The sequence below is a fragment of the Cloacibacterium sp. DMC96 genome (assembly GCF_056313765.1).
Genome location: NZ_JBQUZQ010000002.1, coordinates 69,228 through 83,996, shown reverse-complemented (window position 1 = coordinate 83,996; position 14,769 = coordinate 69,228). Strand labels below are relative to the sequence as shown.

Sequence of the window (14,769 nt, the reverse complement as noted above, 5' to 3'; positions counted from 1 at the left end):
AGGATTTATGGTAGTCTGTTTTTTCAGTATCATAGGTTCTACAGCTATGTCTTATCTTATCATCAAAAAATCTACAGATGAACAGAGCGTTACAGAAATGCAAAATAAGTTTGAAGCATTAATGAAAACGCTAGATTACGCAGTAAGCCATACTAATATTACTCAAGACAAAGATTTAGTCAATATTCTCCAAAACGAAATTTACGAGATTTCAGATATCAATAAACATGATGTGATTCTTTATGATTTACAAGGTAATTATTTGGTTTCCAATAAAGAACTGAATCTTGTAGCGCAGAAAAAAATTCCTCATGAAACTTTAATGAATGTTTTGGAGTCTGACAAAAGAGTAGATGTACAAGAATACGATCAAAAAGTGGGCAGTAATGTCACCTCTTCTTATATGATTCTTAGGAATAACATGTTAGAGCCTATTGCGATTGTGTATTTTCCTTTTTATCACAATGATGATATTTATGCAGGTGCATTTAATAAATATGTTCAGTATATTATTTTGGTCAATCTTTTCCTCATTTTATTGAGTATTTGGCTGAGTTGGGTGATTTCTAAAAACCTGACCAAAACCATTACCAGAATTTCAGAACTCATTACCAGAACTACGCTTTTTGGTAGAGAAATGAAACCGATTAAGTATTTTCAAAATGATGAATTAAGTGGTTTGGTAAAATCTTATAACAAAATGATTTACCAAATTGAAGACCAAAAAATGCTTTTGGCCAATAAAGAAAGAGAAGAAGCGTGGAGAGAAATGGCAAAACAAGTTGCCCACGAAGTGAAAAATCCGCTTACGCCAATGAAATTGCTCATTCAGAATTTTGAAAGGAAATTTGATAAAAATGACCCAGAAATTGACCAAAAAGTTAGAAATCTAAGTCGAAGTTTGGTTGATCAAATCGATTTAGTAGCTACTGTAGCAAGTGCTTTTTCAGAATTTGCCAAGTTGCCGCCAAAAAATGATGAATCTTTTAACTTAAAAGAAGAATTAGAAAATTTGGTAAGAGTTTTCAATGATGATGGTAATATTTATTTCCATGCGAATAAAGATATGATGCCTGTGAGAATGGATAGAATTTATCTTTCTAGGATTTTCACCAATATGATTACCAATGCAAAACAAGCAGTTTCTGAACAAAGAAAATCCATCATCAATATAGATGCAGAGCTTTTCAATAAGAAAATCATCATCGTTATAGAAGACAACGGAATTGGTATTCCTAAAGATAAATTAGAGCAAATCTTCGAGCCTAATTTTACCACGAAGAATTCTGGAATGGGACTCGGTTTGACCATGGTCAAAAAAATGATAGAAGAGTATAAAGGCGATATTTCCGTAAAATCCGAAGAAGGAAAAGGAACTAAATTCACGATTATTCTTCCAACAAACGTTTAACTTTTTTACTTTTCTCATTGAGAATTTCTTTAAAATGAAACCTTTTCGATTTCAAAAATTTGATATTATACAGCATGAAAATGTTTTCCGAGTAGGAACAGACGGTGTTTTGCTGGGAGCTTTATGTCAAGTTGAAAACGCTCAGAAAATCTTGGAAGTAGGAACGGGAACAGGTTTGATTTCTCTAATGCTCGCTCAGCGAAATGCAAATGCTGAGATTACTGCTTTAGATTTAAATGAAGATGCGGTGAAATTGGCTCAAGAAAATTTTAAAAATTCCCCGTTTTCACAAAGGTTGCACGTTTTTCATCAAGATTTTAAAACTTTTGAATCGCAAAAAGAATATGATTTTGTGGTTTGTAATCCACCTTTTTTCGAAGAAAATAATTCTGTGAAAGATGTTTTAGCGAGACAACAAGTAGAACTTACTTTTAGAAATTTAATAGAAAAAGCTTCGAAAATTTTATCTTCAGAAGGAATTTTTTCGGTAATTATTCCTTCGGAGTCTGCACAAGAATTTGAAAACTTAGCTGAATATTTTGATTTATATTTGGTAAGAAAAGTAAATATTTTCGGTATCGAAAACGGTGCTTTAAAACGAAATGTTTTAGAATTTTCTAAGAAAAAATCAGCATTGGAAACCCTTGATTTTACGATAGAAAAAAGTCCGAGAAAATACTCGGACCAATATTTAGAATTCACCAAAGAGTTTCACGTTTTTGGAAAATAAGATTTATTCAAAAAGTTCTACGGTATTCATTACCTTAACTCCGCCATCTTCACATTTAATCGCTTCTCCAGGGAAATTTTGAATCATGTGATAATCGTGAGTTGCCATTAGAACCGCACAATTTCTTTCTACAGATACTTTTTTCAATAAATTCATAATATCGTTAGACGTTTCTGGGTCTAGGTTTCCAGTAGGTTCGTCTGCAAGAATCAATTCTGGATGATTTAGTAAAGCTCTTGCGATTGCAATACGCTGTTGTTCACCGCCAGAAAGTTCATGAGGCATTTTGTGTTTTTTCGTTTTCATGTCTACGCTGTCTAGAACCTCGTTTATTCTGTCATCCATCAGGTTTTTATCCTTCCAGCCAGTAGCTTCTAGTACGAAACGCAGATTTCTTTCTACACTTCTGTCTGTTAACAATTGAAAATCTTGAAAAACGATGCCTAATCTTCTTCTAAGGTTAGGGATATCAGATGCTCTTAATTTCTGTAAATCAAATCCTACTACTTCTCCGTTTCCTTCTTTTAGAGGCAAGTGTCCGTACAAAACTTTTAACAATGAACTCTTTCCAGAGCCTGTTTTACCAATAAGGTAGCAGAAAGTACCTCTCTTAATGTGTAAATTCACATGAGATAAAACGGTAAAGTTTTTTTGTACAATTTTAGCGTCTTGCAGCGTAATAATGTCTTCTCCGTAGGTGTTATGATGTGGCATAATGATTATAAATGATGGTTGATTTTTCTTGGTTGATAAGAAGGCCTACTTTTTTATCAACTTTCAAAAATAAGGAAAACCTTTTTTTTATCCTAAATTTTAAGGAAATTTTAACAACAAAAAATGCTCGGAAAGTAAATTTCCAAGCATGTCTTTTATAATAAAATCAAAAGAAATTATTATCTCTTAGCTCTCGCGTCGCTAATAGTTAATCTCTTTCTGCCTTTTGCTCTTCTAGCAGCTAATACTCTTCTACCATTTGGAGTAGACATTCTTTCTCTGAAACCGTGTTTGTTTCTTTTCTTTCTTTCTGATGGCTGGAATGTTCTTTTCATTACTTCAATTTATAATGGGTCCGTAATTATTCTTCTTTTTGAGGTTGCAAAGATATGTTTTTTTTTATTTTCTGCAAATTAATTTTAGAAATAATTAAGTTTTTTTTGAGTAAATGGAATAAAACTTTTCTCAATAACTATTTTTAAGTGATTTTAATGATTGTACTTCTTCAAATTCTGTTTAATATGATTCTGAAAATCATTTTATAAATGTTGAGTGTTCAAACATCATCTTTGAGGTTTCGGGATTTTGTAGTAAAAAAATTATCTTTGCACCATAAATTTTTACAATGTTTACAGAAAACCAACTTACAGAAATCAAAAGCTTTTTGCAACCGAATAAAAATGTAGTGATTATCACGCATTACAATCCAGATGGTGATGCAATTGGGAGTAGTCTTGGTTTAAAACATTTTCTTAAAAATTTAGGAGTTGATGCTACGGTAATTGTTCCGAATGATTTTCCGAAATTTCTAAAATGGATGCCCGAAGCAAAAAAAATAGTCATTGCAGAGTATAAACGTAAAATTGCTGGCGAAGCGATTTATCATGCAGATGTAATTTTTTGTTTAGATTTTAATGCTCCTTCTAGAATTGGAATGTTAGGAGATTGGCTCACAAAATCTTGGGCGAAAAAAATCTTGATAGACCATCATCAGCAACCAGAGCACTTCGATTTTGTCTATTCTAATACCAGTATTCCCGCAACTTGTCAAATGGTGTATCACTTTATTGAAGCTTTGGGAAAAGAGGATTTGGTGAATCAAGATGTGGCAGAATGTCTTTACACGGGAATTATGACTGATACTGGAGGTTTCCGTTTTCGTTCTACTTCTGCAGATACGCACAGAATTGTGGCGAATTTAATAGAAAAAGGCGCTGATCCGTCTATGATTACGTCTAATACTTGGGATACTAATACCGTTTCTAGATTGCATCTTCTGTCGTTGATTTTAGGAAGAATAGAATTGGTAAAAAATGGAAAAGTGGCGATTCTTTATTTAAAACGTGACGAATTAAAAGAATTTGGTTTCGAAAAAGGCGATACAGAAGGGTTTGTAAACTACGGATTAAGTATTGCAGGAACTAAAATGTCTGCTTTTTTCATGGAAGATTTATATGAAGATTTCATCAAAATTTCTTTCCGAAGCAAAGACGATGTAGATACCAATGCATTTGCGAGAGCACATTTCCACGGAGGTGGACACATCAATGCTTCTGGAGGTAAATGTTTTAAAAATATCCACGAAACGATTGAAGATTTTAAAGAGAAAATAGAAGTTGAGGATTTCTAACAAATCCTCGGCAATTGTTCCCCAATCAAAGGATTTACCACGCGTTTTCCGCCAAAAGCACTTTCCATAATTACTTTTCCGGCGTGTTCTTCGGTGATGTGACCAATTTTAGAAGCATTATGATTTACTCTTTGTAAAATTTCTAAAACTTCATCGGCAATTTCATTGTCACAAACGCATAAGAAAGTCCCTTCGTTTGCTACATACATTGGGTCTAAGCCTAGCAATTCGCAAGCGCTTTTGACTTGTCTTTGCACTAGAATTTTTTCTTCAAAAAGATGAATTCCCAGGTTGCTTTCAGAAGTAATTTCGTTTAGAACAGAAGCTAAACCGCCTCTTGTTGCATCTCGCAAGAAATGTATTTTTTCGCCGAAATTTTCAATCAATTTTTTAATTTCAAAATTGAGATTTTTAGTGTCGCTCAAAATTTCAGAATCAAATTTTAAACCTTCTCTTTCGCTCATAATTGCCATTCCGTGAGAAGCGATGTCTCTATTGATGATGATGGTTTGATTCGGTTTTATATATTCGATTCCGATTTTTGCATTGTCATAAATTACACCAATTCCGGAGGTGTTGATGTAGATTTTGTCGCCTTTTCCGCGTTCTACCACCTTAGTGTCGCCTGTTACAATTTGTACACCTGCTTTTTCGGTGGCTAATTTTATAGAATGAATGATTTTTTCAAAATCTTCCATTGCAAAACCTTCTTCAATAATAAACGAAAGCGATAAATATTTGGGTTCTGCACCACACATCGAAATATCATTTACCGTTCCGAAAACTGCCAATTCGCCAATATTTCCTCCTTTGAAAAATATAGGAGAAACCACGAAACTGTCGCTAGAAAATGCTAACCTTCCAGATAATTCTAGAAAAGCACCATCATGTTTTTTGTTTAAGATTTCGTTTCCTAAATTTTTAAAAATAAGGTTATTGAGAAGTTCGGTCATTTTTTCGCCACCGCTTCCGTGTTGAAGGTTAATGCTTTCTGGCATGATGCTTAATTTTTAAATTTTAATTAAGATAATGCTGCTTTTTTTCTTACATCTCTGTTCCAAATCCAGTCTCCCAAAGTGATGGCAGCGTTTATCATATAGAAAATATATTTGGCAATATTTGCAATATTCAGTTGTAAAAATGCTTTAATCAGCTGTACAACGTTATAAATGGTCCAACTTAAAAACGTGGTTTCATATTTAAGCGCCGAACTGAAATTGGCTCCTAAAGAAAGTCCGAAAGTGATAGAAACGATGTTGAAAAACAATAAATCGTCTCTTCCTCCGAAGATTTCCGTTCCTATGTAAACCAATAAATATCCTAAAACCAAACCTACGCTATTGATGAGGTAATAGTTGAAGTCTATTTTTCTAATTTTTTCACCTTTTTTCCATTTAATCACTGCGAAATAAGTGATGATAAATGTTAAAGGATAGGTAATTGCTGCGGAATGATTTCCTAAAAAGTAATCAATAGTTCCCGAATTTATAGTAGTAAAAACGCCAATAATATTGCCCACATTATTTTGTTTGCCTACAAATCTGGTAGAAAGTAAAGAAAAAACGGCTCCGATGGTAGAGAAAATTCCTAGAGGAAAAGCGCCTTGTTTGATGAGTGCGATTTGCTCTGAAAAAGGAACGTCGAACTTTACATTTCCTTGAAAATAATAAGTGAGATGATATTGATTATAAATGCTGATAACGAGGACTAATGCTGCTCCAAATAGGTCTAAATATTTAGATTGCACAAAGGAACGAACTGCTTTTTTTAGGTGAATCATTTTTAAGTTTTATCACAAAATTCTTATAAAGTTTTAACAAAAATAAAAAAATCGTGATGATTACCTAGTTTTCTGGCTCTAATTCTAAATCTTCTCCCATTAATTTCAGTGCATCCATCGTTTTTTTTGCTTCATCTTCATCGATTATTCCGATAGCGGCACCTACATGAACGAGAACATAATCACCCACTTTGGCTTCTGGAACCAAAGCAAGATTTACCTCTTTTCTGATGCCTTCAAAATCTACACTTCCTATTCTAAAGACTTCGTCTAGCTGAGAAGTAATGTTTTCTAATTTTCCTGGAATGGCTAAACACATAATTTTAATTGAAAATTAATAGTTGAAAATTGAAAATGAAATTCTTTTAACAACTTTTATTAAACGTTTTACGATTTTACAATTTTGCTTCTTAAAAACTCATACCAAGCTTCCATTCCTTCTCCTGAAGTGGCTGAAACTTCAAAAAATTGAATATTTGGATTTACTTTTTTGGTGTTTTCTTTCAGTTTTTCTACATCAAATTTTAAGTATGGTAATAAATCAATTTTATTGATAATACAAATATTAGAACTGTGAAACATATCTGGATATTTCAGAGGTTTGTCTTCGCCTTCTGTGGTAGAAATAATGACTACTCTTTGGTTTTCTCCTAAATCAAACATGGCAGGACAAACTAAGTTTCCTACATTTTCTATCATGAGAATAGAATTTTGTTTTGGTTTCAGTTCTTTTAGAGATTTTGCAATCATTTCTGAATCTAAATGGCAACCTTTTCCAGTGTTGATTTGAAGAACAGGAACGTTTAACGCGTGTATTCTGGCTGCGTCATTGGTAGTTTGTTGGTCACCTTCAATTACAGAAAATTCTATTTCACCTTTTAAGTCTGCGATGGTTTTTTCTAAAAGCGAAGTTTTTCCAGAACCAGGCGAAGAAACCAAATTCATTGCGAAAATATTTAAAGCTTCAAAAAATCCACGGTTTCTTTCTGCACCTAATTGATTTTGGTGAAGAATATCTTTTTCTAGTTCTACAATATTTACATCATGATGATGGTGGTGACCATGATTGTGGTCGTGATGATTGTGATGTTCGTGGTCATGATTATGTTCATGTCCATGTTCGTGATGGTGTTCATGACTGTGAGAGTGATCTCCATGATGGTGTTCGTGGGAATGAGTATGACCGTCGTGATGATGGTGTGTATGATGGTTTTCTCCCATTTTTGTTAAAGTAATTCCGTTTTCGTTGGAACTACATCCGCAAGTTGAGCACATATGTTTAAATTTTAGCTGATAATTAATTTTTTTATTTTCATTTCTTGTCCTGTAATAATTTCCTTAAAAGGACTTCCGCAGCGTTCACAGGAATCATAAATTTTAGAAATCTCGAATTCATGATTGCACTCTGCGCATCTGGCAAAACCATCTGTTTCTGTAATGTGAACTTTAGCATTTTCTAAAACACTATCCTTCATGCATTGTTCCCACGCAAATTCTAAAGAAGGAATTTCAATACCAGAAATTTTGCCAATTTCTAGGTAAATTTCTTCTACTTTTTTGCCGTTAATTTTCTCAACTTCTTGAGTGGCAGTTTTTAAAATAGAGGTTGCAATAGAAAGTTCGTGCATTTTTTTGTTAAATGATATGTAACAAATCTACACTTTTCTGATTAATTTTTTAAATGATTTTTGTGTTTTTAATAGGACTTTTATATGATTTTAATCAGTAACAAAAGTAACATATGTTTAATAAAGTCACTGTTTATGGGATGTTTTGTTTAAAATAAATTTAAAATAATTATAAATAACGTAATGCTTTTCGTTTATATTTCAAAAATTTTCTAATTTTAGAAGGATTAATAAAAAATAATATGGGGACTAAAACTTCAACCAATGAAACTTACCTTCAGAGTATTGAGAGACAAGGATATTCTAGAAGAGATTTCATGAAATTTGTTGCCTTCATTGGCGCATACATGGGTATCGAAAGTTCAGCTCTTGGTCAAGTAGCCAAAGCATTAGCTACTACACCAAGATTACCTGTAATATGGGAACATTTCCAAGAATGTACCTGTTGCAGTGAGTCTTTTATCCGCTCAGACCATCCTATCGTAGCGGATATAATTCTAGACAAGATTTCATTAGATTACACTTTAACATTAATGGCGGCAAGTGGTCATCAAGCAGAAGCTGCGAAAAAATCTACCATGGAGAAATATAAAGGAAAATATATTCTTTGTGTAGAAGGTTCTGTTCCACTTGGAGATGATGGTAACTATTGTGTAATAGCAGGAAGAACAGCTATAGATATTCTAAAAGAGTCTGCTAAAGACGCTGCTGCTATCATAGCATGGGGAAGCTGTGCAACTACTGGTTGTGTACAAGCCGCTAAGCCAAATCCTACTGGTGCGGTTCCTATTAATAAAATTATTACAGATAAACCGATTATCAATGTTCCAGGTTGTCCTCCAATTGGTGAGGTAATGGCTGGAGTGATCGTACATTATGTAGCATTTGGTAAATTACCAGAATTAGATGCTGCAGGAAGACCAAAAGCTTTCTATTCTAAACGTGTTCACGATAGCTGCTACAGAAGACCTTATTTTGATGCTGGTCTTTTCGTAGAAAGTTTCGATGACGAAAATGCTAAAAAAGGATATTGTCTATATAAAGTAGGCTGTAAAGGGCCATCTACTTATAATACCTGTGGTAATATGAAATGGAATGGTGGCATTTCTTACCCAATTCAGTCTGGTCATGGATGTCTAGGATGTAGTGCAGATAAATTCTGGGATGCAGCAGATAGTTTCTATTCTAGAGACATTTCTGCAATAGGTGGTTTCGCAGAGAGCAATGCTGATACTGTGGGTAAAGTTGCTCTTGGTGGCGTCCTTGCCGGAGCTGCAATACATGCCGTAGCTTCTAATATTTCTAAAAGAAAAGATTTAGAAAGAAGAATAAAAGAAGCAGAAGAAAGTGAAAAAAAATTAGCTAAAGACAAGATTTAAAAATTTAAAAAATGGCAAATAGAATAGTAGTAGATCCTATTACAAGGATTGAAGGTCATTTAAGAGCAGAGGTAGAAATCACAGACGGAACCATCAGAGACGCATTCCTTTCATCAGGGATGGTACGTGGTTTAGAAAATATTGTAAAAGGCAGAAATCCAAAAGATGTTTGGGCTTTTGTACAAAGAACTTGTGGAGTATGTACTACTACCCACGCTATTGCTTCTATTAGAGCAGTAGAAAACGCATTAGGAATTAATGTGCCGCCTAATGCAGAAATGGTAAGAAATATAATGCTAGGTTCATTATATGTACATGACCACATTGTACACTTCTATCATCTTCATGCATTTGACTGGGTAGATGTAGTCAATGGTTTAAGTGCAGACCCTGTAAAAACATCACAATTAGCACAATCCATCTCTAATTGGCCAAAATCATCACCAGGATATTTTGCTGATTTACAAAAACGTTTGAAAAAATTTGTAGACAGCGGACAATTAGGAATCTTCGCAAACGGATATTGGGGACACCCAGCTATGAAACTTCCACCAGAAGCGAATTTAATGGCAACAGCTCATTACCTTGAAGCTTTAGAATGGCAAAAAGAAATCGTAAAAATTCACGCTATTTTTGGAGGTAAAAATCCACACCCTAATTTCTTAGTAGGAGGAATGGCTTGTGCAATTAATGTAGATGATGCAAGTGGAATTAATGCAGAGAGATTGGCGCTGGTTCAGAAATTATTAATTCAAGGAAAAGAATTTGTAGAACAAGTTTATCTTCCAGATTTATTAACGATTGCTAGTTTCTACAAAGATTGGGGCGCAATTGGTGGTTTCCATAATTTTATGGCTTTCGGAGATTTCCCAATGGCTGGTTACGGAAACAAAGACATGAGTACATACAAATTCCCAGCAGGTGTAATTCTTAATAAAGATTTATCTAAAGTACATGATGTAGATTTAGAAAATCTGAAAACAGTAGAAGAACACGTGAATAATTCTTGGTACGATTATACAGGTGATCCAAACGCTGGAAAACAACCATGGAGTGGAGAAACGAATATCAATTATACAGGTCCGAAACCTCCATATGAATTCTTAGATGTAGAAAATAAATACAGCTTTATCAAAACTCCTCGTTGGAAAGGTCAAGCGATGGAAGTAGGCCCATTAGCGAGAATGTTAGTTGGTTATGCTTCAGGAAGAGAAGATTTCAAAGAAGTCGTAGATTCTGCATTAACGAAATTAGATGTTCCTGCAGAAGCATTATTCTCTACTTTAGGTAGAACAGCAGCTAGAGGTTTAGAAACTCAATTAGTAGCTCAGTGGAATTTAGAATTCTATGATAAATTAATTGAAAATATCAAAGGAGGTGATGAAAGAATGGCAAATATGGAGAAATGGGAAGTTTCTACATGGCCAGCCGAAGCCAAAGGTGTAGGTAGAGTAGAGGCTCCAAGAGGTGGATTAAGCCACTGGATTGTAATAAAAGACGGTAAAACAGAAAATTACCAACAAATTGTACCTTCTACTTGGAATGCTTCACCACGTGATCCAAAAGGACAGCGTTCTCCTTACGAAAGCACTTTAATCAATACTCCAGTTGCAGACCCAGAACTTCCATTAGAAATCATTAGAACGATTCACTCTTTTGACCCTTGTATTGCTTGTGCAGTGCATTTGTATGACGAAAAAGGAAATATCATCAAAGAAATTAATGACGTTTCTGTTTGTACCGTTTAATCTAAAAATATTTTAAAATGGAAAACACAACTCAAATTCAAGAAGGAGTTCCTATTAAAACGGTCACCTTCAGACGAGCGTACATTTGGCAATTGCCCGTTCGTTTTTTCCATTGGATTAATGGTTTTGCAATTACTTTTCTCATTATTACAGGGTTTTTAATCGCAAATCCTCCTGCAATTATGACTGCAAAAGAAGCGTCAGGACAATTTTGGATGGGACTAATCAGACAAGTACATTTCATAAGTGCTTATGCAATGGTTGCTGTAATGTTTATGAGAGTTTATTGGGCTTTTGTGGGAAACAGATTTGCCAATTGGAGACAATTTGTACCTTTTGATAAAAAAGGAAGAGAAAAAATGTGGCACGTAATCAAGTACGATATCTTTTTATTCAACGAAAAAGAATATAAATTCACTAATATTCCTATTGGTCATAATGCAGTTGCTGCAGCTTCGTATTTGGTAATGTTCATTCTAGCAGTAGTAATGGTGTTTACCGGATTTGCATTGTATGCGCCAACTTCTACATGGTTTTTTCCTAAGTTTTTTGCTTGGGCTACCTCGTTGATTACTACAGATGAATTTTTAATCAGAAGAATTCACCATATTGTAATGTGGGCATTTATATTGTTCATTGCAGTACATTTTTACCTAGTCTTATTCCACGATTGGTTAGAAGGTCGTGGTGAATCTTCGGCGATGGTAAGTGGTTATAAATTCTGTCGTACCGAAAGATTCGAAGATTATAAAGAAGAGGAGAAACATTAATATTAAACTAAACCGAATTCCCTGAAATAATTATCATTTTCGGGGAATTTTTTGCCTCAAAAATTTAAAATTTTGAAAAATAATACAGAAACTTTCCAATATACCGTAGACGAATTTCATTCTGACGGAAATGACATTCTCATTTTGGGAATCGGGAATTATTTGATGGGAGACGAAGGAATTGGGGTTCAATTTGTTAAAAATTTAGACACTTCTAGATTTCCAGAAGGTATCAGTTTTTTAGATGGAGGAACTGGCGGTTTTTCACTTGTTCCCTACATCGAAAGTCATGAGCATGTGATTATTGTAGATGCTACGATGGACGGAAAAGAAGAAGGAACCATTACACTTCTTACCCCTAAATTTTCAGATGATTTCCCCGTTTCGTTGAGCGGTCATAATTTTGGATTAAAAGACATGGTAGATATCCTCACATTTATGGATAAAATGCCCAACATTTATCTTTTCACAGTTACTATTTCTAAAATGGAGCCCATGTATCTTGAGCTTTCACCAAAAGTAGCGGCTGCTATTCCAAAAGTAACCGAAATGGCTCTAGAACTAGTTCAAAAAATTAGAAAAAATTAAACGCTCATAGATTTCACAGAAATAAACAAGTCAATTTTAAATTTTTATTAAAATAATTTCATCTGTGAAAATCCGTGAAATCTTTGCGAACAAAATGAAAACTACCGAAATACATATTTCAGGGCGAGTTCAAGGAGTGGGTTTTCGTCCTTTTATTTTCAATTTGGCTGAAGAATTTCAGTTGAAAGGCTACGTTTCTAATGATGAGTTGGGCGTAATTATTGTTTGCCAAGGTGAAAATTCTGAGCAATTTTTTAATGAAATTCACCATAGAAAACCGAAATCTTCCGAAATCATTTTTTCTGAAATCAAAGAAACTGAAACAACAGAAATTTTTGATAGATTTTTCATCAAACCTACCGAAAAAAATATCGTTGTCGATATTCCTTTAACACCCGATTTTGCAACTTGCGAATCTTGTGAAAACGAACTTTTTGATGAGAAAAATCCTCGTTATTTTTATCCTTTTACCACTTGTACACAGTGCGGACCGAGATATTCTGTGACTAAGAAATTCCCTTTTGAAAGAGAAAATACAGCGATTGAAGTTTTCAAAATGTGCCCGAATTGTTTAGCAGAATACCAAAATTCAGACGATGTAAGATTTCATTCTCAAACCAATTCTTGTCCGAATTGTGGCATTCAAATTTGGTTAAAAGACAATCAAGGAAACGAATTCAAAGGCTCCAACAAAGAAATTTTTGAAAAATTAGCCGAAGAATTATCTCAAGGAAAAATCGTAGCACTCAAAAACACAGCAGGTTATATTTTGATGTGTGATGCCACCAATTCAGAAGCCGTTTCTGAACTTCGCAAACGCAAAAGAAGACCTACAAAACCTTTTGCCGTTTTATTTTCTGGAATTTCAAAAATGCAGGAATATTTAGAAATTTCAGAATTGCAAATTCAGCATTTCAAATCTTCTGAAAGTCCGATTATTGTTACTAAAATTAAAGATGCAAAAGATTTGGCAATTGAAGGGATTTCACCGAATATGAATACGATTGGTGCCATGTTTCCTTATTCTGGAACGTTGAAATTGATTTCGAAAACTTTCGGAAAACCGCTCATCGCAACCAGTGGAAATTTCCATGGTTCGCCAATTTGTTCTACTACAGAAGAAGCTGAGCAAATTTTAGGTAAAATTGCAGATTATTTTTTGCATAATACATTAGAAATTCAGCATCCTCAAGACGATTCTGTGATTAAATTTTCTCCAAAACATCAGCAGAAAATTGTTTTTCGTCGTTCCAGAGGTTTTGCTCCCAATTATTTCTTTGCCGAAGAACTTTCGGAACTCAATAAAGAAAAAAACAAGATTCTGTGTTTAGGCGGAGATCTTAAAAATACTTTCGCCGTTGTTCCAAACAATCACGTTTACATTTCAGAATTTATCGGTGATTTAGCCAATTTTGAAACCTACGAAAGATTTGAAAATACTGTAAAATCGTATCAAAAAATCTTCAATTTTGAACCCAATTTAATTCTTTCCGATTTACATCCTAAATACGAAAACCAAAAAATTATAAAAAATCTGTGGAAATCTGCGGAATCTGTGGGAAATAATAAAATCCAGCATCATAAAGCGCATTTTGCTTCTATTTTAGGAGAGAAAAAATTGTGGAAAAAAGATAAAGTTTTGGGTGTTATTTGGGATGGAATTGGTTTCGGAACATCTACCGAAATTTGGGGTGGAGAGTTTTTCCTTTTGGAAAATCAAAAAATGGAAAGAGTGGCTCAACTCGAAAATTTCGCTTGGATTTTAGGAGATAAAATGTCTAAAACGCCTAAAATTTCAGCACTTTCGGTTTCAGGAAATAATGAAGATTTGAAATTTGCTTTTGATGAAAACGAATGGAAAATTTACACCAACTTAATTGAAAAATCAGAGATTAAAACTTCATCTATGGGAAGGTTTTTTGATGCGGTTGCTTTTGTTTTAGGTTATGAAAAACCTTTGTTTTTTGAAGGAGAACCTGCTATGTGGTTGGAGAAAATTTCGCAGGAAAAGTTTCCCACAGATTTCACAGATTTTCACAGATTGAAAGATTATTTGGAAAATGATGAATTTGAAAATATCCCTACAAAAAAACTGTTTTCTAAAATTCTGGAAGAAAAAAAATCAGGAAAAAGCGCTGGAGAAATAGGACTGAATTTTCATTATACTTTAATTAAAGCTATTGAGAAAATAGCACAGCGTTTTGCGGTGAAAGAACTCGCTTTTTCTGGTGGAGTTTGGCAAAATGCTTTGTTGGTAGATTTGGCTATAGGATTTTTGGGAACAGAATTTGAGCTTCATTTCCACGAAAAACTTTCTCCGAATGATGAGAACATCAGTTTCGGACAATTGAATTATTACTTAAACTTAAAATAAAAATCTAAAATTTATAA

15 protein-coding genes are annotated in these 14,769 nt (G+C 33.8%); 8 read left to right on the top strand and 7 right to left on the bottom strand.

The window, feature by feature from the left end; translation table 11 throughout:
* The first annotated feature begins 7 nt into the window (after positions 1-7).
* Both ACT53I_RS09195 and ACT53I_RS09190 read left to right on the top strand, forming a co-directional pair.
* The gene (locus ACT53I_RS09195; RefSeq protein ID WP_374450037.1) at positions 8-1,411 is read left to right on the top strand and encodes a sensor histidine kinase; all 1,404 of its coding nucleotides are present in this window, start codon (positions 8-10) and stop codon (positions 1,409-1,411) included.
* 34 nt (positions 1,412-1,445) lie between these two features.
* Complete coding sequence (locus ACT53I_RS09190; protein ID WP_476079437.1) at positions 1,446-2,141, top strand: tRNA1(Val) (adenine(37)-N6)-methyltransferase; 696 nt, start codon at positions 1,446-1,448, stop codon at positions 2,139-2,141.
* Between the two features lie 3 nt (positions 2,142-2,144).
* Here ACT53I_RS09190 and ACT53I_RS09185 read toward each other — a convergent pair whose 3' ends face one another.
* Positions 2,145-2,855, bottom strand: a complete 711-nt coding sequence (locus tag ACT53I_RS09185) for a cell division ATP-binding protein FtsE (protein WP_213196821.1) — start codon at positions 2,853-2,855, stop codon at positions 2,145-2,147.
* Positions 2,856-3,034: 179 nt separating this feature from the next.
* On the bottom strand, positions 3,035-3,190 hold the full coding sequence (gene rpmH / locus ACT53I_RS09180; RefSeq protein ID WP_069797858.1) for a 50S ribosomal protein L34: 156 nt from the start codon (positions 3,188-3,190) through the stop codon (positions 3,035-3,037).
* A gap of 290 nt (positions 3,191-3,480) precedes the next feature.
* Between rpmH and ACT53I_RS09175 the strand changes: the two genes are divergently transcribed.
* A complete protein-coding gene (locus ACT53I_RS09175; RefSeq protein WP_476079436.1) occupies positions 3,481-4,485 on the top strand; it encodes a DHH family phosphoesterase in 1,005 nt (334 codons plus the stop codon).
* On the opposite strand, the gene hypE is transcribed toward ACT53I_RS09175, so the two are convergent.
* The 5 genes from hypE to hypA form a co-directional block, all read right to left on the bottom strand.
* A complete protein-coding gene (gene hypE / locus ACT53I_RS09170) occupies positions 4,482-5,483 on the bottom strand; it encodes a hydrogenase expression/formation protein HypE (protein ID WP_476079435.1) in 1,002 nt (333 codons plus the stop codon). The two genes, ACT53I_RS09175 and hypE, sit on opposite strands and share 4 nt — an antisense overlap.
* Before the next feature lie 23 nt (positions 5,484-5,506).
* On the bottom strand, positions 5,507-6,265 hold the full coding sequence (locus tag ACT53I_RS09165) for a nicotinamide mononucleotide transporter (RefSeq protein WP_409621139.1): 759 nt from the start codon (positions 6,263-6,265) through the stop codon (positions 5,507-5,509).
* A gap of 64 nt (positions 6,266-6,329) precedes the next feature.
* Positions 6,330-6,584, bottom strand: coding sequence for a HypC/HybG/HupF family hydrogenase formation chaperone (locus ACT53I_RS09160; protein WP_104793918.1), 255 nt, complete (start codon positions 6,582-6,584; stop codon positions 6,330-6,332).
* 68 nt (positions 6,585-6,652) lie between these two features.
* Positions 6,653-7,540: a hydrogenase nickel incorporation protein HypB gene (gene hypB, locus ACT53I_RS09155; RefSeq protein WP_476079434.1), complete on the bottom strand. Its 888-nt coding sequence runs from the start codon at positions 7,538-7,540 to the stop codon at positions 6,653-6,655.
* Positions 7,541-7,551: 11 nt separating this feature from the next.
* On the bottom strand, positions 7,552-7,893 hold the full coding sequence (gene hypA, locus ACT53I_RS09150) for a hydrogenase maturation nickel metallochaperone HypA (protein WP_476079433.1): 342 nt from the start codon (positions 7,891-7,893) through the stop codon (positions 7,552-7,554).
* Positions 7,894-8,135: 242 nt separating this feature from the next.
* Here hypA and ACT53I_RS09145 point away from each other — a divergent pair, with 242 nt between their 5' ends.
* From ACT53I_RS09145 to hypF, 5 genes are all read left to right on the top strand, one after another.
* Entirely contained in the window at positions 8,136-9,272 is a 1,137-nt protein-coding gene (locus ACT53I_RS09145) for a hydrogenase small subunit (protein ID WP_461375682.1), read from the top strand.
* An 11-nt stretch (positions 9,273-9,283) separates the two neighbouring features.
* Positions 9,284-11,020, top strand: coding sequence for a nickel-dependent hydrogenase large subunit (locus ACT53I_RS09140; RefSeq protein ID WP_371489401.1), 1,737 nt, complete (start codon positions 9,284-9,286; stop codon positions 11,018-11,020).
* Between the two features lie 17 nt (positions 11,021-11,037).
* The gene (gene cybH / locus ACT53I_RS09135) at positions 11,038-11,790 is read left to right on the top strand and encodes a Ni/Fe-hydrogenase, b-type cytochrome subunit (protein ID WP_213189916.1); all 753 of its coding nucleotides are present in this window, start codon (positions 11,038-11,040) and stop codon (positions 11,788-11,790) included.
* A gap of 72 nt (positions 11,791-11,862) precedes the next feature.
* Positions 11,863-12,378 carry a hydrogenase maturation protease gene (locus ACT53I_RS09130; RefSeq protein ID WP_371462583.1) on the top strand — a complete coding sequence of 172 codons (516 nt, stop codon included), beginning with the start codon at positions 11,863-11,865 and terminating at the stop codon, positions 12,376-12,378.
* A gap of 94 nt (positions 12,379-12,472) precedes the next feature.
* Complete coding sequence (gene hypF, locus ACT53I_RS09125) at positions 12,473-14,752, top strand: carbamoyltransferase HypF (protein ID WP_476079432.1); 2,280 nt, start codon at positions 12,473-12,475, stop codon at positions 14,750-14,752.
* Positions 14,753-14,769 lie beyond the last annotated feature (17 nt).